The organism is Pseudomonas sp. SCT, assembly GCF_003864275.1.
Classification (GTDB): Bacteria; Pseudomonadota; Gammaproteobacteria; order Pseudomonadales; family Pseudomonadaceae; genus Stutzerimonas; species Stutzerimonas stutzeri_AE.
Genome location: NZ_BDJA01000006.1, coordinates 348,939 through 367,941, shown reverse-complemented (window position 1 = coordinate 367,941; position 19,003 = coordinate 348,939). Strand labels below are relative to the sequence as shown.

Annotated in this window: 16 protein-coding genes and 1 pseudogene; 9 read left to right on the top strand and 8 right to left on the bottom strand. The window is 58.6% G+C overall.

Translation table 11 applies throughout. The annotated features are described in order from the left end of the window. Window positions 1-153: 153 nt before the first annotated feature. The 5 genes and pseudogenes from BHD08_RS17180 to BHD08_RS17155 form a co-directional block, all read left to right on the top strand. Window positions 154-1,335: pseudogene (locus BHD08_RS17180) on the top strand (hypothetical protein); the annotation flags it as partial. 2 nt (window positions 1,336-1,337) lie between these two features. Further along, the gene (locus BHD08_RS17175) at window positions 1,338-1,736 is read left to right on the top strand and encodes a hypothetical protein (RefSeq protein WP_125023727.1); all 399 of its coding nucleotides are present in this window, start codon (window positions 1,338-1,340) and stop codon (window positions 1,734-1,736) included. 416 nt (window positions 1,737-2,152) lie between these two features. Further along, on the top strand, window positions 2,153-3,523 hold the full coding sequence (locus tag BHD08_RS17170) for an IS1182 family transposase (protein WP_014818820.1): 1,371 nt from the start codon (window positions 2,153-2,155) through the stop codon (window positions 3,521-3,523). A 682-nt stretch (window positions 3,524-4,205) separates the two neighbouring features. Then, window positions 4,206-4,655: an antitoxin Xre/MbcA/ParS toxin-binding domain-containing protein gene (locus BHD08_RS17160; protein WP_125023725.1), complete on the top strand. Its 450-nt coding sequence runs from the start codon at window positions 4,206-4,208 to the stop codon at window positions 4,653-4,655. 77 nt (window positions 4,656-4,732) lie between these two features. After that, on the top strand, window positions 4,733-5,047 hold the full coding sequence (locus BHD08_RS17155; RefSeq protein ID WP_125023723.1) for a hypothetical protein: 315 nt from the start codon (window positions 4,733-4,735) through the stop codon (window positions 5,045-5,047). 66 nt (window positions 5,048-5,113) lie between these two features. Here the strand turns inward: BHD08_RS17155 and BHD08_RS23265 are convergent, their stop codons facing one another. The 4 genes from BHD08_RS23265 to BHD08_RS17135 all read right to left on the bottom strand — a co-directional run bounded on the left by BHD08_RS23265 (window position 5,114) and on the right by BHD08_RS17135 (window position 7,612). Next, window positions 5,114-5,341 carry a BPSL0761 family protein gene (locus tag BHD08_RS23265; RefSeq protein ID WP_125023721.1) on the bottom strand — a complete coding sequence of 76 codons (228 nt, stop codon included), beginning with the start codon at window positions 5,339-5,341 and terminating at the stop codon, window positions 5,114-5,116. 46 nt (window positions 5,342-5,387) lie between these two features. Further along, entirely contained in the window at window positions 5,388-5,534 is a 147-nt protein-coding gene (locus BHD08_RS23550; RefSeq protein ID WP_125023763.1) for an MbcA/ParS/Xre antitoxin family protein, read from the bottom strand. Window positions 5,535-5,633: 99 nt separating this feature from the next. Continuing rightward, window positions 5,634-7,028, bottom strand: a complete 1,395-nt coding sequence (locus tag BHD08_RS17140; RefSeq protein ID WP_125023719.1) for a DEAD/DEAH box helicase — start codon at window positions 7,026-7,028, stop codon at window positions 5,634-5,636. Next, entirely contained in the window at window positions 7,025-7,612 is a 588-nt protein-coding gene (locus BHD08_RS17135; RefSeq protein WP_042922185.1) for a hypothetical protein, read from the bottom strand. Before BHD08_RS17135 ends, BHD08_RS17140 begins: the two co-directional genes overlap by 4 nt. A gap of 104 nt (window positions 7,613-7,716) precedes the next feature. On the opposite strand from BHD08_RS17135, the gene BHD08_RS17130 reads away from it, so the two are divergent. Continuing rightward, complete coding sequence (locus BHD08_RS17130) at window positions 7,717-7,938, top strand: helix-turn-helix domain-containing protein (protein ID WP_043942114.1); 222 nt, start codon at window positions 7,717-7,719, stop codon at window positions 7,936-7,938. A gap of 31 nt (window positions 7,939-7,969) precedes the next feature. Here BHD08_RS17130 and BHD08_RS17125 read toward each other — a convergent pair whose 3' ends face one another. The 3 genes from BHD08_RS17125 to BHD08_RS17115 are packed head-to-tail and all read right to left on the bottom strand — an operon-like array spanning window position 7,970 to window position 14,606. Beyond that, window positions 7,970-11,173 carry a type I restriction endonuclease subunit R gene (locus BHD08_RS17125; RefSeq protein WP_125023717.1) on the bottom strand — a complete coding sequence of 1,068 codons (3,204 nt, stop codon included), beginning with the start codon at window positions 11,171-11,173 and terminating at the stop codon, window positions 7,970-7,972. Then, on the bottom strand, window positions 11,173-12,633 hold the full coding sequence (locus tag BHD08_RS17120) for a restriction endonuclease subunit S (protein ID WP_256678711.1): 1,461 nt from the start codon (window positions 12,631-12,633) through the stop codon (window positions 11,173-11,175). The genes BHD08_RS17125 and BHD08_RS17120 overlap by 1 nt, the downstream gene beginning before the upstream one ends. After that, window positions 12,630-14,606, bottom strand: a complete 1,977-nt coding sequence (locus tag BHD08_RS17115; RefSeq protein WP_125023715.1) for a class I SAM-dependent DNA methyltransferase — start codon at window positions 14,604-14,606, stop codon at window positions 12,630-12,632. The genes BHD08_RS17120 and BHD08_RS17115 overlap by 4 nt, the downstream gene beginning before the upstream one ends. Window positions 14,607-15,270: 664 nt before the next feature. Here BHD08_RS17115 and glyA point away from each other — a divergent pair. From glyA to BHD08_RS17100, 3 genes are all read left to right on the top strand, one after another. Then, window positions 15,271-16,524 carry a serine hydroxymethyltransferase gene (gene glyA / locus BHD08_RS17110; protein ID WP_125023713.1) on the top strand — a complete coding sequence of 418 codons (1,254 nt, stop codon included), beginning with the start codon at window positions 15,271-15,273 and terminating at the stop codon, window positions 16,522-16,524. Between the two features lie 144 nt (window positions 16,525-16,668). Then, window positions 16,669-17,130, top strand: a complete 462-nt coding sequence (locus tag BHD08_RS17105) for an isoprenylcysteine carboxylmethyltransferase family protein (protein WP_125023711.1) — start codon at window positions 16,669-16,671, stop codon at window positions 17,128-17,130. Window positions 17,131-17,187: 57 nt separating this feature from the next. Beyond that, window positions 17,188-17,556, top strand: a complete 369-nt coding sequence (locus tag BHD08_RS17100; RefSeq protein ID WP_125023709.1) for a PilZ domain-containing protein — start codon at window positions 17,188-17,190, stop codon at window positions 17,554-17,556. Between the two features lie 3 nt (window positions 17,557-17,559). Here BHD08_RS17100 and radA read toward each other — a convergent pair whose 3' ends face one another. Beyond that, window positions 17,560-18,921: a DNA repair protein RadA gene (gene radA, locus BHD08_RS17095; RefSeq protein ID WP_015278117.1), complete on the bottom strand. Its 1,362-nt coding sequence runs from the start codon at window positions 18,919-18,921 to the stop codon at window positions 17,560-17,562. Window positions 18,922-19,003 lie beyond the last annotated feature (82 nt).

Genomic DNA, 19,003 nt, shown 5'->3' with positions numbered 1-19,003 from the left:
CAGAACCAAGGCAGCAGCCTCGCGTTTGAACTCGGCGGAAAACGTACGTCGTTGCTTGCTCATCGAACACCTCTTGATGGCGAGGATTTTCGCCTAAATCGGTGTCCGGGATCAGTAGACCACTACAAACTCTCCGCTCCTGAGAACGCCTGGCGATCCACATTCAACTACAATTTCCTCAAACCCCTGGAAAAGCAAAAGGCGCTCAGCCCCGCCACCCGAGCCCTCTTGGCCGAAATCCGTGGCGGGTGGGATACCAGTTCAGGGAAGCGCATAACTGTTAAGGGCCAGCGAGGAGTCCAGGGTATTGAGTTTGACGACCGGTGCGTGATCACGCTGCGCAAGCTCAATGTGCTGTTGCGGGAGAAGTATCTCCCGAAGGATTTTCCTTACACCACGCCGTACACGGAGGGCAAGGCGCGGGTGAAGTACCGTGATGCCTTGTTCACCATGCGCACCGGAGCCTTGGCTGCAGGCTCCGGTGGCACCGCTGTGACACACGGGTTTGGCGTAGAAATCGCGGCGAACCCTATACGAATGTCTGTGCAATTAGGCAGTTCGAACGACCCGGCAAGGAAAAGTCTGTTCGAGCGCCATGGCTACCCCGGCGTCAAGGTCAACACGCACGCGTTTCGGCACGAATTGAATACGCGGATGTACCAGGCCGGTCTGTCGCAACTCCTGATTGATTCCTTCTCCGGGCGCACGACGATGGGATCGGTCTACAACCATGAAACCATCGAGGAACGCACCCAAGGGGTTGCGGATTACCACCCCAAAACGAAGCACAGTACCGCTGCTCAGCGTCTGAACAAGGTCAAAACCAATCAGCCGCTGAGCCTGGTTGATGTGAGGGAGCTGAGCGAGGGTGAGCAGGACCGCATTATCCATCAAACCCATCTCGGCGTCTGTGTGCACAATTTTGCTTCCGAGCCCTGTCCGAAAATGGGCGCCTGTTTGGACTGCGGGCTGCTCGGTTGTGTCAAAGGGGATGACGTGAAACTTGGCAACCTCAGGGAAGAACGCGACGACCTTAAGCTCCGCCTCGATAAAGCCCTGGATGCGCAGTCTCGGGGTGTTTTTGGGGCGTCGGAGTCAGCTAAAAAACTGGGTGAGAAGCTCTATAAATGCGAGGCGTTCATCCAAACGCTGGAAAACCCCGAACTCGAAAATGGTGCCATTGTGTGGAACGCTGATAACGGTTGGACGCTGACCAAGAACGCCGCCGCAATGTCTGGGCTGATCGAAGTCAAAGTCATTGAAGAGAACCAGGCGCAAGAGGCGTTGCCATCTTTGGATGACGTCCTGGCTTTGCTGGATGAGATCGAGGGTTAACGATGGGGCATTTAACGCCAAAGGATCAGAAACGCATCATTAAGCTGATTGAGGAATGGTCAGAGCCGAAGCTGACCTGGCCTTTGCTCGTTGAGGCCTGCAAAGAGAGATTGGGTATCAGCCGTGCTCGCCAGTCCCTGATGAATCTACCTGCCGTGGATTTAGCGATGAAGAATTGCAAGGCGGCATTGAAGGCTCAGAAGCTGAAGCCGGGCTGGATTAGCGATATTCAGGCAGCCAACGAGCACATTGAGAAACTGACAGCGACCAATCAGAAGCTGTTAGCTGCTGTTCGAGATATGCATAGCCGGTTTTTGATCTGGCAAGCCAATGCGGATATGCACGGGCTAACGCAATCGATGCTGGAGCGGCCGGTTTCACAGCTTCGAAAAAAGACCTGATCCGGTGTTCATAAATTTACCTGGAAAGACTCAGCTACGACCTGAAATCCGAGCATTAGGACCATACTCCGCGCTACGTTCTGGAAGGGGAATGGATAGCCCCCACCACTACCAACCACTGGGCAGAACAGATGCTGCTGCACCAAGGCCGGCCGAGGAATTTGAGTGGTTCCGTGTGAGTAAGGTGGTAGGGAACGTACGCAACCATGGGCCGGAATTGATCCAGCCGATCAAGGTAGATGACGAGGCCTGACCACCATTGAATCGACCCAGATACGTAGTCAGTGCTGACTGTCCGCTTCTGGCGATCTCGGCAAGTGCCGACAGGCAGAAATCGGCCGATTCTGTTGAAAAAGTAGCGACCTCCCCATGCCGTTGGCAAAATTGCTTTGTCAGCGGGCGTGGAGGCGAACAGCATGATGGGACAGTTACCGGGAGGACAGCAGCGCCTGTTCTACTCGTTCAATCTCGAAGATCACGTCCCGGCCCAACATCTCCTGCGCAGCATCGACCAGTGCCTGGATCTCAGTGATCTGCGCGCCTATCTGGCGGATTTCTATAGCCCCATCGGGCGTCCCTCGATTGACCCGGAATTGATGGTGCGCATGCTGGTCGTCGGCTACTGCTATGGCATTCGTTCCGAGCGGCGATTGTGCGAAGAGGTGCACCTGAACCTGGCCTATCGCTGGTTCTGCCGGCTGGGTCTGGAAGACGAAGTACCTAATCACTCGACCTTCTCGAAGAATCGCCATGGCCGTTTCCGTGACAGCGATCTGTTCCGCTGGTTGTTCAATGAAGTGCTGCGGCGCTGCATGGCAGCCGGCCTAGTCAAGGGCGAAGGTTTCGCCGTCGACGCCAGCATCATCAAGGCGGATGCCAGCCGGCAACGTGGGGTGGTGGGAGATGAAGTCGATTGGAGCGATCCAAAGCTCAGCAGCCGCGCCGTGCGCGAGTACCTCGAAGCACTTGATGAAGATGCGTTGGCTGAGGCTCTTCCCAAGAAGATTTCGCTCACCGATCCTCAGTCCCGTTGGACAGCAGCACCAGGCGGCCCGGCCTTCTTTGCCTACTCCACAAATTACCTGATCGACACTGAGCACGGTGTGATCATGGATGTGGAAGCGACCCCGGCGCACCGTACCACCGAAGTCGACTCGACCAGGACGATGGTCGAGCGTGTCGAAGCGCAGTTCGACCTCACACCGGAACGCCTCATCGGCGACACCGCCTATGGCACTGCCCCGATGCTGGCCTGGATGGTCGAAGAGAAGGACATCGAGCCGCATGTGCCGGTGTGGGACAAGACTGAGCGCAAGGACGACAGTCTCTCCAGTAACGACTTCCACTGGAATCAGGAAGCCAATGAATATCGCTGCCCAACCGGCAAACCGCTACGCAGTGAATGGCGCGCCTTCACCCAGAAAAGATCGCGGGTAACCAAGGCCAACACCATCATCTACCGCTCCAGCCAAACCGACTGCGTCACCTGTCCGTTGAAAGCGAAATGCTGCCCCAACACACCGAATCGGAAGATCGTTCGCAGCATCCATGAGGCTGCCCGCGATGTGGCTCGACGCATCGCCAAGACACCGGAATACCTCGTCTCACGTTGCGAACGGAAGAAGGTGGAGATGCTTTTCGCCCATCTTAAACGGATCATGAAACTCGACCGTTTACGACTGCGTGGCCTGACAGGCGCCACTGACGAATTCACCATGGCTGCGATGGTGCAGAACCTGCGCCGCATGGCCAAGCTTTTGCCTCAAGGGCCACCGCTCACGGGATAGGTACGCCTGTGGCGAGCAGAAACCCTCGAATTAACCCTCAAACCTGAGCAAGGACGCTCAGTGAAACGCCGAAAGGTAACTTGAAGTGGCTTGCAGCCACTTCGACAGCAGGTACATCCGACCGCCTTGCTGCCGCTAAACCTACTTTTTCAACAGAATCGGCCGGTAGCTGTCTCTCACTGACGACGACTACCCGCCGGAAGCGAACCGTTTTGCAGCGGTTCAGCAGGCCTCCATGTAGAAGCTTGGGGGCGTCTACGAAATCAGGGGCGATTTATTCTGGTTTTGCCATTGGCACTTGCTGGCTGGCCTGCTCATTCGACGCGCGTATCGAACGCAGCAGGCTGGTTCGGCAGATTCCGCTGCCACTGAGCGCTCCGGGCTCTATCCGTGATCGCAGACAACAATCTAGTCTGCGACCAGCCATGGCGCTGGGTGGATTCCTGCTTGTTCTGTTTTCTGGAATGAGCGCTGTCATCATAGGCACACCGGTCTACTTGCAATCACCGGAAGTGGCAGAGTTGCAGCAGGAGCATCCTGGAACGAACTCAGCGGAACCATCATGGGAATGGGACCCATCGTCTGCGTCGTCATGGGTGTAGTGGTACACGCCTCATCGGCATCGGCATCGGCATCGGGCTTGGGCATTACAGGCGTTGATATTTCAGACGGAGGAGCCCACGTGCTCGCTGAGACACTTACCGACAGCGGCTATTTGGCATATCGAACGAGCCTGTTCAGCTTGCTGGACGTACCCGTTTCAGCCAGTGCTCTAGAGATTCACAAGCAAATTTCGGAATGCTTCCCCGCCACTCGCCTGATGCAGTTGAGCGAGGATGGTGTCGCCGCCGCTGTGGAGCGCGACCTCGTTATTCCCCTCAGAACATTGAAGACGCGTATTGAGCGTGATCTATCGCTGACAATCGACGAAAGCGACCGCCTTTTTCGTATCGCTCACGTACATGCACTAGCCGATGCCGTCTTTGGCGAACCGGCCAAGGCTAAACGCTGGCTCTCCAAGTCTAAAGAGCGATTTGGCGGCCTGGCGCCCATGCACCTGCTGACAACCCAGCACGGAGCCAACATGGTCGAGGATATGTTGCTGAGGATCTCGCTTGGATTAGCTTTCTGAAAAACCCCCAAAACAACGCCTTTTCATGAGCACTGCGCACTGAATAAACGAACATATGGCTACGAGGATTTGTCCGGATGAAAATCACAGCGATGAAACAAACCGAATCAGTCAGCGATGTCCTATGCGATGTTTGCGGTGATAGCACACGTATTGAAGGATATGGCCTGCAGTTCGGCACTCTTAGCGCCAGTTGGGGTTATGGGTCAGCCCATGACGGTGAACGCTATGAGATTCATCTTTGCGAGCCCTGCTTTTTCAGGACGATTTCCGGTCTCCGACGAGAGCGCATGGTGAATACCATGTTCAGCGATGAGGATCAGGATCTTAGCCACTTCGGGCGTATTGCTCGCGATGATTTTTTCAAGGAAGGCGGCGGTACGAGTTCCTGACTTTCTGCTGACGCGGCGAACCAAACATTTGGATCACGCCTGATATGAAAGCATCAGGTTTTCGATCTAAACGCATGAAGAACTGAAGACAGGGTCAATGAAAAGGTGCGGAACCTCTGACAGCCTCTCCTCATTCGCTCCGGCCTTTGTCACGTCATATTGGTTAGGGAAGTGGCGTAGCAAGTCGAGTGCGTCGCGGCGAACTTCCTCGGGCAGATTGCTGTTACGAGCGAGTTTTCCTAGAAACTCGTAGGTTTGCGCTACTGCGCGGGTACGCTCATGGGGCAACGTCATGTCAGCCTCTACAAAAGATAAAAAATCGACACCATTTACACGCTCCTCACCACTTTACCGCGTGTCGCACGCGCCGAGCCTGTATCGCTCCAGCCTCTGTCTTGCAAAGCGATGCGGGAGAGTTTCCGCCAAGGGCCTTGTTTGGTGCTTTGAGCCAGCGCTCTGTCTCCTTTTGATTCCCGAATACCTCGATGGCTAACTGGTTGACGGCTTCAGCTAGCGCCCGGACTCTTCTTCATGCTGATCCATTTTGGCTTTCCCTGGCTGGGCCATGCTTTGTCCCACAGAAGCGCTAATAGCACGCCAATAATTGCTGCCGATAGTGTTGAGAAAAGCTGACCTGATAGGTCGGCCCATCTGCCAGCCCATCCAGTGATACGACATTTTCCACGCTGGCATCACGAACCTGCTCGCCATCCGGCTCTCCGTCTGCTCGCTCGCCTTCATTGAAGCCAAGGCCTGACCAACCTATCGCAGAGCTCGAGGCTGGGTCTGGCACCTGCACACTCAATACCGCCATATCGTCCGGCAAGTCATCCGCAATTCGCTCGGCGAAACGCCGTAGCGTCGGCTCAGCCAGCATGAATAACCAAGCCTGATCATCTGACTCATCCTTGCGTCTGAGTACCCGACCCAGCACTTGCCGATAGTGCAGCTCAGTACGAATACGACTGAGGTAGCAGCACACCTGCAGACGGGGGATGTCCGTTCCCTCACTGATCATCCCCACTGCGACGATCCAACGGCAGTCGCTGTGCCTAAACGTGTTGATTAACTGCTGGGCATCCGGCGTTCGGTTGGTGACGATCTGACAGCTTTCCCCCATGGCCTCCAAGGCATGGGCTATCTGTCGTGCGTGCTCGATATCGGTAGATACCACCAAGCCAGCCGCATCTGGCTTGATCTGGCGAAGCACGTCCAGCTTGGCACGTCCCAAGATGAGCAACTGATCGATCACCTCGTCGTGACGCAGTAGTTCTTCGTAGGTGACGGGGGATTCTCCCAGGAGCTTAGCGATGCTGGGAAAAAGTCTGACGGTACTTTCAGCCTGCAACTCCTCCGTGAGCTTCACCTGCTGATTGTCGAGGAGGACTATGCGGGGCGAGCGGCAAACTCCATCAGCGATAGCCTCTTTTAATCCATAGCGAAAGTCACAAATCAGCTGGCCTTCCGGCGACGAGTATCGAGCCAAGGCAATGGCCCGGTCATCCGAGCGCCATGGTGTGCCGGACAGAGCCAGTGTGCATGCGGCGCGATCCTGAACCCGTTGGAGTATCTGCTGCCCCCAGGCGTTGCTCAGCAGCGGATCATGACCCGCACAGTGATGGATTTCGTCAAAGACAACGAAGACCCGGTAGTCGTCGAGGAGCTGCCAGAACGCCTCTTCACGGTAATCCATGGCTTGATAGGTGTACGCAGCGCCCACTGCGCCGAGCTGACCGTCCAGACGCCTGCCTAGCACCGCCATGAAGGTCGAGCGGAAGCCCTCCACTACCTGGCATGACGGCGCAAAGCAGAGCACAAGATCAATCCTGCCCTGATCCAGCAGGTTGCGAGCCAGCTCTGCTGCCATGCGCGTCTTGCCAGCGCCTGGTGTTGCTTGGCAGAAAAAATGTGACGTGGAAAGGAAGTGTTCCAGCGCCGTATTGATACAGCGGCGTTGCCAATCTCGCAGCGAGGAGGTCATCGAGTAGCGGCGAGCGTTTTGAGCGTATTTTCGACAGCGCGGAGATGCCCAATCAGTCGCGAACTTCGGTCCCGAGCATCCAAATATTCGCTTTCGACCTTGTCTCGCAGATGCGGCATATCTTCAAAGAGCTGCTTGTAGCGCTCCGCTTCCCCCATCGCAGAAAGGAAATCCAGCCGAATCTCCTTGAGGAGCGTTTCCAGATGCTGCTCTGCATCAGGTACCGGGCTTTCCGCCACAACATCCGGCTCAACCAGTGATCGCTCCTGATCGGCTTCACGCATCGCCATAAGACGGAGCTCGAACCCATCGTCGATCAGTTCAAGCTGAGCACGCGCCGGTAACGTTTTCAGGTGGTAAACCTGCCCTCGTGTCCGGCGCTCTTCATCAAGCACAAGCCAGCCCAACCGGAGCATGCGACGGATCTGTTCATAAACGTAACGGCGAACATCATTGAGAGAAAAGCCCTCTCCAAGACGCTCGGCGTAGGCATCCCGCAATTCACGTGTGGTGAACGTTGTGCGGCCTTGCTCCTGAAGCAGCTCATACAGGCGCCTGTCGAAAATGAACGAGGCCGATTTCATTGAGGCACCAGAAGGGTTAGAGCGAAAGAAATGCGGATTATAGTCCGTGGCCTGCTTGTCCGCAAACGCACGATAGTGCCGCCTCAAGTGGAATTGAGACGGTCATGGATACGTTGGCGAAAGCGTTAGGGGAACGCATCCGAATGCAGAGGAAGGTCTGCCGGATTTCCCAGGATGCACTCGCGCTGGCCTGCAATATCGACCGCAGCTACATGGGCCGAATAGAGCGTGGTGAGGTCAACATCACGGTCGAGAAGCTCTACCGCATCGCTAGCGAACTCGCCTGCGATCCCTCAAGCCTTCTTCCACAGCCGTCTGAAGTTTAGCCAGCGCAAGTAATGCCACCGCGCAAGAAATTCAGACAGCAGCGCCGCTGTTACTTTGTCCCAAGCCACCAGCTGCCGTAAGCATCTTCAAAATCACCAGCGCAAACGCCCGGCTCTTGGTTTCGTTATCCAGCACTTCCAGCGAGAGTTTCTCGTGGTCGGTCATGGCGTCCAATACGGTGTCCAGCACGCGCTTGGGGAACAGGCCGTGCATCACTTGCTCCACCGAGTGGTTGTTCACCTGAGCCATTACGTCTTCCTGACGGCTGATGCGTTGGGCGATACCGGTGAGGAACTGCAGTTGGTCCTCATCGCTCACCTCGGCACCAAAGATATCGTTCAGCGCTTCGATGATTTCTGACAGGCGCTTTTTCTCCGGGTCGTGCGGTTTACCGCTGCCCACGTCGCTGCCGGGTTTGAGGCTGTAGTCGCCGTCTTCTTCGCTCAGGCGTAGTTGGTGCTCGGCGCGTTTGCTCAGGCGATAGTGGCTCAGCTGTAGCTCGCCCACGTCCACCTCGTCTTGTAACAGGCGGTCCACGCGCAGCAGCGGGTGCAGGTGCTTGGCGTACACGCAGAGCTGCTCCAGCTCGCGGTCCTCATACGGCACGATTTGCGAGAGAAACTCGTACAGGCGCACAAAGCTCTGCAGGTTCTTGCGGAACAGGTCGAGTTGGTCCACCTGCTCGCCGGCCTCTTTCAGCGCATGCTCGGCTTTTTTCAGGCCGGCGCTGTCGCCATTGGCTTCGGCGGTGCGCTTAAAGTCCAGCGCCTGCTGGCGCGACTCCACGGAGAAGGCATAGCGCTTAGCAAAGCGCTCTTTGGCCGGCGTGCAGTAGTAGCTGAGCTTGCTGGCCGCCGCTTTGGGGTCGAAGAAGGCCATGGCAAAGGCCTCGACTTCCTGCCAGTGGTAGACGCCCTCGGCATCCAGCTTCTTCTGCAGGTCATAGATAATCTGCGGGTCGGTCACGTCGGTCAGCTCGGCCTTGGTGTAGTACGGCAAGAAGGCGTCGAGAATGTCCTGCGGCTCGTTGAAGAAGTCGAGAATGAAGGTTTGCTTGCTGTCACCGAAGGTGCGGTTCAGGCGCGACAGGGTTTGCACGCAGTCCACGCCCTGCAGCTTTTTGTCCACGTACATGGCGCACAGCTTGGGCTGATCGAAGCCGGTCTGGTACTTGTTGGCGGCGATCATCACGTTGAAGTCCTGGGTGTCGAAGGCTTGCGCCAGATCACGCCCGTTCAGGCCGGGGTTGAGCAGGCTGCTGCTTTCGGTCACCTCTTCGGGGATTACCCCGTCCGGCAACACGCTGCCGGAGAAGGCCACCAGCGGGTGCACATCGTTGTAACCCATCTGCTGCACATAGGCCTTCAGCGCCAACTGGTAACGCACAGCTTCCTGACGGCTGCTGGTCACCACCATGGCCTTGGCCTGGCCATTCAACAGGCCACGGATATTGGCGCGGAAGTGCTCGACGATCACCTCGACCTTCTGGCTGATGTTGTACGGGTGCAAGCGCACCCAACGGGCCAGCTTGATGCGCGCCTTCTTGCTGTCCACCTCGTCGTCTTCGCCATCCGGGTGGGCGATCTTCCAGGCCGTGCTGTAGGTGGTGTAGTTACGCAGCACGTCGAGAATAAAACCCTCCTCGATGGCCTGGCGCATGGAATACAGGTGAAACGCCTCCGGCTTGTTGCTGGAACTGGCCGGCAGCGTCGGGTCGGCCGGGCGACCGAACAGCTCCAGGGTCTTGGCCTTGGGCGTGGCGGTAAAGGCGTAGTAGCTGATGCGCTCATTCGGTTGGCGCGCCTGCACGGCGGCGTCGAGCAGCTCTTCGGCGCTGACTTCTTCGGCATCCAGCGCATCACTGCCAAGTATCTGTTTCAGCTTGCTGGCCGATGAACCGGTTTGCGAGGAATGCGCCTCGTCGGCGATTACCGCATAGCGTCCGCTGGCCAGCTTGGGGTACTTGTCCAAGGCATCGAACAGCGCCGGAAAAGTCTGAATGGTGACGATGATGATGCGCGTCTGCTCGGCCAGCGCCTCAGCCAATTGCTCGGATTTGCTTTGGCTGCTGGTTTCACGGTTGATCTGTTTGACCACGCCCTGGGCATGCTCGAACTGGTAGATGGTGTCCTGCAGCTGCTTATCCAGCACGGTGCGGTCGGTAATCACGATCACCGAGTTGAACAGGCGCTGGCCGGCCTCGTCGTACAGCGAGGCCAGTTGATGGGCGCTCCAGGCGATGGAGTTGGACTTGCCCGAGCCGGCGCTGTGCTGGATCAAATAGCGCTTGCCCGGCCCTTCAGCGCGGGTGGTGTTGATCAGCTGGTTGACCACTTCCCACTGGTGGTAACGCGGGAAGATCATCGTTTCCTTGGTCACCGGCGTGCCGTCGAAGCCTTCGCTGGTTTTCTTGTCCAGGTGCAAAAAGCGCCCCAGTACCTTGAGCCAGGCATCCGGCTGCATCAGGCGTTGCCACAGGTAACTGGTGGCGTATTGGCTGTCATCCGCAGGCTGCGGGTTGCCCGCGCCGCCTTCCGCGCTGCCCAGGTTGAACGGCAGGAAGAAGGTGTCTTTACCCGCCAGCTTGGTGGTCATCGCCACCTCGTTCTGGCCCACGGCAAAGTGCACCAGTGCGCCGCGCTTGAAGCTCAAAAGCGGCTCGGGCTTGCGCGTCAGCGGGTCTTTGATCGGGCGATCGTAGCGGTACTGGCGCTTGGCGTTTTCCACCGACTGCTTGAACTCGCTTTTCAGCTCCAGCGTGGCGGTGGGGATGCCGTTGACGAACAGCACCAGATCCAGCCGTGGGTTGTAGCTCTGCCCACTGCTGCCAGCCTCACGCGCATGCGGCGAGTAAGATACCTCTGGCACCACGCGCAGGCGGTTGCAATTGTGGCGCTTAAGGGTGTCCGGGTTCATCCCGTGGTCGGGCTGGAAGCTGCACAGCTCGACCTTTACCGCCGGCAGCTTAAAGCCGTGGCGCAGCACATCCAGGGTGCCGCTCTGCTCCAGCTCGCGCACCAGCTTTTGCACCAGCACATCGTCCGGGTCATTCGGGTTGGCCTTGGCGAACTTGTCCCAGCGCTCTGGCCAGGCGTCCTTGAAGTAACCCAGCACATCCTCGGTATACAGCGCCGTGCGCCGGTCATAGCCGCTGGCTGTGCCGACTAGCCAGCCTTGGGCAGCCAGGGCGTCGATAATGTCCTGCTGAAACTGAGCTTCCTTGCTGTCCGCCATCACACGGCCTCTTCTACTAGTTCGGGAGTTCGCGCGCTGGCCGGTGGCTGCCAGCCGCGTACGTCGATTTTGCCGGTGACGGCGGCGGAAATTAGGGCGGAGCGGCGTTCTTGAAGGAGGCCGATGACATTCTCCGCTTCATAAACAAGAGCATCATTCTTTTCTGACTCTCGCTGGATATGCGAGACAATTGCATCCTGCTCATTGAGTGTTGGAGCAAGGCACTCAATCATTCCCAACTTGCTAGATTTGATGCCTAGGGCTGTGGAGCCTGTTGCCAGAGTTTCAAGTCGAGCTTGGCAATTCGTGCTCATAAACCAAAACATCAGGTAGTGGTTCCGCATCACACTCGCTTCGCCTCTGAACTTAACAATTCGCTGAGCAAGTGCGATATCCGTTCGATCAATCAAGGCAACTTGACCAAGAGGTGCCTCCATAGTGAACAACAAATCTCCTATCTCAGGCCGCCCTCTAGCAAGTAATGATTCAGCAGACTCAGGGTCAGCGTATTCTTCAGATGCCTCATAGTCGATTCGACCATTCCGAATATTCCTAGCCGTGACTAGGAAAATACCATCGTCCACTTTTGTTGGTGTTCTTCCGCGGTAATCCACAACCGGGCCAATAAAACGTGTCAGACCGCCGACCTCCCAATGCGCCGGCACCTCGCCTAGCCACTCCACACCGGAGTCCTTCATCGGTACCGTGGGGTCGAGGCCTTTGGTGACGGCGTGGGAGATCACGGCCTGGCGCTTTTCCTTGAGCAGTTCGATCAGGCGCTGCTGTTCTTCGACCAGCGCGTCGATGCGGGCGGTTTCGTGGTCGAGGAAGCGGGCGATTTGGATTTGTTCAACTCGGGCAGGAAAGCAAAACCGCTCCTGTAAGTACGACTCAGCATCAAGATTCTGGATACCAGTAACCTGCTTCACCGAAGGGTAGTTAACCCGGCCGTGGTAAAGATTGCCGAAGGCATAACAAAGAAACTGGCTATCGAACTCCGCGAGCGGTCGCATTCTCGCCACGAAGTTTGAAGTAACGGCGTCAAACTCATGCGTGAACAAAACGACACAGCCAACCAGCGTTTTTTCTCCGCCCCCAGACTTCTCAATCAGCAAATCACCTGACTTGATCAGTCGCGACTGTCTTTCTTTAGGTGTGATGCTTCGGTAGGTCAGCTTATCTAATCCAATCATCGAAAAAGATCGCTCGAAGTCGGCAACTCGGATGACTGCAATATCATTCTCGCCATCAGGCTCATCGCCCCATAAGCCGTTTACGCACCCATCCACCGTACGTTTCAGTGAGTAAACCGGCCAGTGCTGTGGCACCTCGCCCAGCCACTCAACGCCAGAATCCTTGTATGCCGGATACTTCGGAAAACTACTCGGGCTTTCCCTGCCCTCGCCCTGCGGGCCAACGGCTGCGCCGTTGTTCAAATTTGCTCCCGACAAATTTGTCATGCCGACAGCCCCTCAATCATCTGCTTGATGCGGTCCGTGCAAGCTTTCAGGTCGCGGTCGATTTCAGCCAAAGGACGCGGTGGCTGAAACACGTAGAAGTGGCGGTTAAAGGGAATCTCGAAGCCGACAATGCCTACCTCGCCATCCTGGGCGTCGGTCTTGCTTTCGTCGATCCAGGCATCCGGCACATGGGGGATGACTTCGCGCTGGAAGTAGTCGTACACCGATTCGCCCAGCGGCACGTTCTCGTTATCGCGCAGGCCGGCATCGGCTTCCGGCTGGCCCTTGGTCATGCAGATATCCGCCTCAGGGTCGCGCTCGCTCAAGGCGCTCATCAGGGCTTTTAGCTCCGGCGTGCTGAGGCTGACGCTGTGCGCGGTGAGGGCTTTCTTCAGCAGCTTGCTGAACTGCTCGCGGTTGCGGTGCAGCACGCTGGCATCCATCGCTTGCAGGGCGCCCAACAGTTGCTGCTGAGCGGCGCTGTCGAGCTTCTGCAGGGCTTTTTCTTCCAGCACTTTGGCGATGCGCTCGGCGCTGGTTTGGAAGTTCAGGCGCAGCGGGCGTTCGACGGTGATACGCCGGTAGCCGAAGGCGTCGATGGGGAAGATTTTGCTCTGCGCGCTGTGCTCGAAGCTGCCATACAGGCGCACCAGCTCGCTGATTTGATCTTCGGTGATGTACTGGCGCTTGCTGCCCAGCGACTTGCGCATTTTGGCGTAGTGCTGGCTGCCGTCGATCAACTGCACCTTGCCCTGGCGCACACTGGCTTTGTGGTTGGAGAGAATCCACACATAGGTGGCGATGCCGGTGTTGTAGAACATGTCGGTGGGCAGCGCGACGATGGCTTCAACCAGATCGTTCTGCAGCAGGTAGCGGCGAATCTCCGACTCACCCGAACCCGCGCCGCCAGTAAACAGCGGCGAGCCGTTGAGGATGATGCCGATGCGCGAGCCGCCGTCGCGCGGGTCACGCATCTTGCTGACCAAGTGCAGGAGGAACAGCAGCGAGCCGTCGGACACCCTTGGCAGGCCTGGACCGAAGCGGCCGTCGAAGCCCTTGTGGCTGTGCTCATCGGTGATCTGCTTCTGCACCTTCTTCCACTCCACGCCGAACGGTGGGTTGCTGAGCATGAAGTCGAAGCGGCTGTCGGCCAGTTGGTCGTCGGACAGGGTGTTGCCCAGCTTGATGTTGGTGACGTCCTGCCCCTTGATCAGCATGTCCGCCTTGCAGATGGCGTAGGACTCGGGGTTGAGCTCCTGGCCATGCAGCGACACGCTGACCTTTTCGCTGATGGACTGGATGTACTCATCCCCCTCAGACAGAAAGCCGCCGGTGCCCGCGGTTGGGTCATAGATGGTGACGATGCTGTTGGGCGCGAGCTTGTGGTCCTGCTCGGTGATCACCAAGGAGGTGGTGAGGTGCACGATATCGCGCGGGGTGAAGTGCTCCCCGGCGGTTTCGTTGGAGCTTTCCGCGAACTTGCGGATCAGCTCTTCAAAGATGATGCCCATGCCGAAGTTGCTGATGAACTCGGGGCTTAGATCCGTGGCGGCGAAACGCTGCACCACCTGATACAGCAGGTTGGCGGTTTCCAGCTGCTGGACAAAATCTTCAAAGTGGAAATGCTCGAAGATCTCGCGGGCATCCTTGCTGAACGCCTGCACGTAGCTCATCAGGTCGGCAGCGGTCTGGGTGTCGGACAGGGTGCCGAGGGTCAGCGGCGAGGCGTTGAAGAACTGTTGGCCAGCGGCACGCAGCAGAATCATCTCGCGCACGGTGTCGGGGCGGCCTTCCTGAGCGAAGGTCTGTGTGATCACAGCATCCTTCGTCGGCGCCAGCACGCACTCCATTCGCCGTAAAAGGGTGAACGGGAGAATGATTCGGCCGTACTGGGACTGCTTGAAGTCACCGCGCAGCAGGTCTGCGATGGACCAGAGAAAAGCGGCCGTCTGGGAATGGTTTTCCGTGTTCAAGCTACTGCTCCTTGGAATACGTGCAAAACCGCGAGTCTAACCCAGACGTCCGTGACCACCTCACCTGCACTGTTTGAGTTTTCTCAATAGCGTCACGGAAGTCAGGCTTGTGGATGCCCTGAGAAGTAAGGTGCCGCTGCTTTAAGAAGAGCTTGATTTGCTGTCTCATGAGAGGAAATTTGCTGGCGATACCTGGCAGAAGCGATCACAGGAACACTTCGGAAAAGTTAGGTTTTGGAGCCTAAATTTGACCCAAAATCAGCAAAAGCTAACTAAAAGTTCTTCCCCGACAGAGGATTGAGAGGAAAAAGATGGTAGGTAGGCTGGTAAAGCCAGTGGCCATGAGGGCTCGACTGAAGATCGTAAAAACGTGACTAAAATTTAATAGCGCAGATCAGCAGATTGAGCCATGGAAACTGATGCCCGTGACAGTGGTGAAGGATGCCTGACCCAAGCCACGTAGGCCGAAAAAATTGGGCGGCATGTAAAGGGCGCAAAGCTACCCGAATGCACCGGACAGGGCAAACCGCGGCGGTACTCCCCGGTGGCGGCGGATGCGGCGACTGTTCATCTTGTGCATGACTATCGCTCATACCCGCAAACGCCCGGATGAGGTAGAATCCGCGCCTCTCTTTATACCGCCAGCTGATCTCAGAGGACTGCCATGTTCAGCCGTGATTTGACCCTCGCCCGTTTCGACGCCGATCTCTTCGCTGCCATGCAGCAGGAAGCCAAGCGTCAGGAAGACCACATCGAGCTGATCGCCTCGGAGAACTACACCAGCCCGGCGGTGATGGAAGCCCAGGGTTCGGTACTGACCAACAAGTACGCCGAAGGTTATCCGGGCAAGCGCTACTACGGCGGTTGCGAGTTCGTCGACGTGGTCGAGCAGCTGGCCATCGATCGCGCCAAGGAGCTGTTCGGTGCCGACTACGCCAACGTTCAGCCGCACGCCGGTTCCCAGGCCAATGCCGCTGTCTACCTGGCGCTGCTCAGCGCTGGCGACACCATCCTCGGCATGAGCCTGGCCCACGGCGGCCACCTGACCCACGGCGCCAGCGTTTCTTCTTCCGGCAAGCTGTACAACGCGGTGCAGTACGGCATCAACGATCAGGGCCTGATCGATTACGACGAAGTCGAGCGTCTGGCCGTCGAGCACAAGCCGAAGATGATCGTGGCTGGTTTCTCCGCCTATTCGCAGGTACTGGACTTCGCCCGCTTCCGTGCCATCGCCGACAAGGTCGGTGCCTACCTGTTCGTCGACATGGCCCACGTAGCCGGTCTGGTCGCCGCTGGTGTCTACCCGAACCCGGTGCCGTTCGCCGACGTCGTCACCACCACCACCCACAAGACCCTGCGCGGCCCGCGCGGCGGCCTGATCCTGGCGCGTGCCAACGCCGAGATCGAGAAGAAGCTGAACTCCGCCGTCTTCCCCGGTGCCCAGGGCGGCCCGCTGGAGCACGTGATCGCCGCCAAGGCCGTGTGCTTCAAGGAAGCGCTGCAGCCCGAGTTCAAGGCCTACCAGCAGCAGGTGGTGAAGAATGCCCAGGCCATGGCCGAAGTGTTCATCCAGCGCGGCTTCGACGTGGTTTCCGGCGGCACCCAGAACCACCTGTTCCTGCTTAGCCTGATCAAGCAGGACATCACCGGTAAGGATGCTGATGCGGCCCTGGGCAACGCGCACATCACCGTGAACAAGAACAGCGTGCCGAACGACCCGCGCTCGCCGTTCGTGACTTCCGGTCTGCGCATCGGTACTCCGGCTGTCACCACCCGCGGCTTCGGCGAGACCGAGTGCCGCGATCTGGCTGGTTGGATCTGCGACATCCTCGACAACATGGGCGATGAGTCGGTGATCGACGCGGTCCGCGCCAAGGTCGAAGCGGTCTGCGCCAAGTTCCCGGTATACGGCAACTAAGCGTTCGAAGGCTGCACCGGAAAGCCCGCGAAAGCGGGCTTTCTGCTATCTGCTGCTGGCAAATGACGGCGGCTTGATCCTCGTCGTCGCGGCAAGGGCTCGACGCGCTAGACTGCCATCATCTGTCCGTCTGGAGTTCGAGGTATGTTCAAGCGCGCCACTGGTGTGATCCTGCCGCCGCCAGTCATCTACCTGTTGTTTCTCGCCGCGGCCTGGCTGCTTGGAACGGTGATGCCGATCGCGCTGCCGCAGAACATCTGGACAGACTATTTCGGCTGGGGGCTGATCGACGCGGGCGTGCTGCTGATGCTCTGGGCCGGGCTGCTGATGCTCTGGCGCAAGACCACGGTCAATCCGTATGGCAAGCCCGCCCGGCTGCTGGAGGAGGGCCCCTTTCGTTACTCACGTAATCCTATCTACCTGGCCGACAGCCTTATCTACTGCGGTATCGCGCTGCTCTGGGGCTCGCTCTGGCCGTGGCTGCTGTTGCCCGCTGTGATCTACTGCATGCAGCGTGGCGTGATCGTGCACGAGGAGCGCCTGCTCGGCGAACTGTTCGGCGACGACTACCGCGCCTATTGCGGGCGTGTCCGTCGCTGGTTGTGACGGTCCGGCCGGACGCTGCTGTCCTATAGTGAACCCAGACTTCGTGGAGTGATTTCGATGAGTGATAACCCGAGTGAGCGCCGACGTTTCCAGCGCATCGAGTTCGACGCAGCCACCGAGCTGGTGCAGGGCGATCGCCGCTGGCCGGTGGAACTGCATGACCTGTCGCTGAAAGGCCTGCTGGTTCGCCGGCCGGAGGGCTGGAATGCCGATGCGGGGCAGCCGTTCGAAGCGCGCGTGCGGCTGTCCGACGATGCCGAGGTGCGCATGGAGGTGGCCATGACCCACGAAGAGGGCGATCTGATCGGTTTCGTTTGCCAGCATATCGACCTTGACTCGATCGCCCATCTGCGCCGCCTGGTCGAGCTCAACCTTGGCGACGAGACACTCCTGGAGCGCGAGCTGGCCGCGCTCGGCGGTGAGTAGCGATCACTCGAACAGCGCGTCGAGCGCCTGCTCCAGGCGCGTCACCGCTATGATCTGCAGTCCGGCAGGGGCTTCCTTCGGCGCATTGCCCTTGGGCACGATGGCACGCTTGAAGCCATGCTTGGCGGCCTCCTTCAGGCGCTCCTGACCACTCGGCACCGGGCGGATCTCGCCCGACAAGCCCACCTCACCGAACACCAGCAGATCGGTATCCAGCGGGCGATTGCGCAGGCTGGAGATCACCGCCGCCATCAGCGCCAGATCTGCCGCGGTTTCCAGCACCTTAACGCCACCGACCACGTTGATGAACACGTCCTGATCGTAGGTCGGAATGCTGCCGTGCCGGTGCAGCACCGCCAGCAGCATGGCCAGGCGGTTCTGGTCCAGCCCCAGCGTGACGCGGCGCGGATTGGCCAGGTGGCTGGTGTCGACCAGGGCCTGCACCTCCACCAGCATCGGCCGGGTACCTTCCCAGGTCGCCATGACCACGCTGCCCGGCACCGCTTCCTGGGCGCGGGTGAGGAAGATCGCCGACGGGTTGGTGACTTCCTTGAGGCCCTTGTCCGTCATGCCGAACACGCCCAGTTCATTGATCGCACCGAAGCGGTTCTTCACCGCGCGCAGCAGGCGCAGGCGACCATCGGACTCGCCCTCGAAGTAGAGCACCGTATCGACCATGTGCTCGAGCACGCGCGGGCCGGCGAGGGCGCCTTCCTTGGTGACGTGGCCGACGAGGAAGATCGCCGTGCCGCTCTGCTTGGCGAAGCGAACCAGCAGCGCGGCGCTCTCGCGAACCTGGGCGACACCGCCCGGCGCGGATTGCAGCTGTTCGGTGAAGATGGTCTGGATCGAGTCGATCACCATCACCTTGGGCTTCTCCAGCCGCGCGGTGGCGATGATCGATTCGATGCAGGTTTCGGTCATCACCTTGAGCTTGTCTTGCGGCAGATCGAGGCGGCGGGCGCGCATCGCCACCTGTTGCTGGGATTCCTCGCCGGTCACGTAGAGCGCCGGGTAATGCTGGGCGATGGCGCAGAGCGTTTGCAGCAGGATGGTCGACTTGCCGATGCCCGGGTCGCCACCGATCAGCACGACCGAGCCGTCCACCAGGCCGCCGCCGAGCACGCGGTCCAGCTCGCCAGATGCTGTGGAGAAGCGCGGTACTTCCTCCACGCTGACTTCGGCCAAGGTCCGGATGTTGGCCTGCTCGCCCGCCCAGCCAGCGCGACCGGAGGGTGGCGCAGCACCTTCGATGACGGTTTCCACCAGGGTATTCCAGGCACCGCAATCGCCGCACTGGCCGGCCCATTTCGGAAAGGTCGAGCCGCATTCGGTGCAGCCATACATGCGCTTGGCCTTGGCCATGGAAAACTCCGGGTATGGTAGGGGGTGTCGCATGATAACGACTGACTTGATCGGCATCAGCCACAAACGGCGGGGCAGCGGC

Coding starts and splice junctions, on each gene's coding strand:
- BHD08_RS17120 (WP_256678711.1), bottom strand. CDS start 12,633: ATGACAAATTTGTCGGGAGCAAATTTGAACAACGGCGCAGCCGTTGGC.
- BHD08_RS17105 (WP_125023711.1), top strand. CDS start 16,669: ATGTTCAAGCGCGCCACTGGTGTGATCCTGCCGCCGCCAGTCATCTAC.
- radA (WP_015278117.1), bottom strand. CDS start 18,921: ATGGCCAAGGCCAAGCGCATGTATGGCTGCACCGAATGCGGCTCGACC.
- BHD08_RS17125 (WP_125023717.1), bottom strand. CDS start 11,173: ATGGCGGACAGCAAGGAAGCTCAGTTTCAGCAGGACATTATCGACGCC.
- BHD08_RS17175 (WP_125023727.1), top strand. CDS start 1,338: ATGGGGCATTTAACGCCAAAGGATCAGAAACGCATCATTAAGCTGATT.
- BHD08_RS23265 (WP_125023721.1), bottom strand. CDS start 5,341: ATGACGTTGCCCCATGAGCGTACCCGCGCAGTAGCGCAAACCTACGAG.
- BHD08_RS17100 (WP_125023709.1), top strand. CDS start 17,188: ATGAGTGATAACCCGAGTGAGCGCCGACGTTTCCAGCGCATCGAGTTC.
- BHD08_RS17170 (WP_014818820.1), top strand. CDS start 2,153: ATGATGGGACAGTTACCGGGAGGACAGCAGCGCCTGTTCTACTCGTTC.
- BHD08_RS17155 (WP_125023723.1), top strand. CDS start 4,733: ATGAAAATCACAGCGATGAAACAAACCGAATCAGTCAGCGATGTCCTA.
- glyA (WP_125023713.1), top strand. CDS start 15,271: ATGTTCAGCCGTGATTTGACCCTCGCCCGTTTCGACGCCGATCTCTTC.
- BHD08_RS17130 (WP_043942114.1), top strand. CDS start 7,717: ATGGATACGTTGGCGAAAGCGTTAGGGGAACGCATCCGAATGCAGAGG.
- BHD08_RS17140 (WP_125023719.1), bottom strand. CDS start 7,028: ATGACCTCCTCGCTGCGAGATTGGCAACGCCGCTGTATCAATACGGCG.
- BHD08_RS17135 (WP_042922185.1), bottom strand. CDS start 7,612: ATGAAATCGGCCTCGTTCATTTTCGACAGGCGCCTGTATGAGCTGCTT.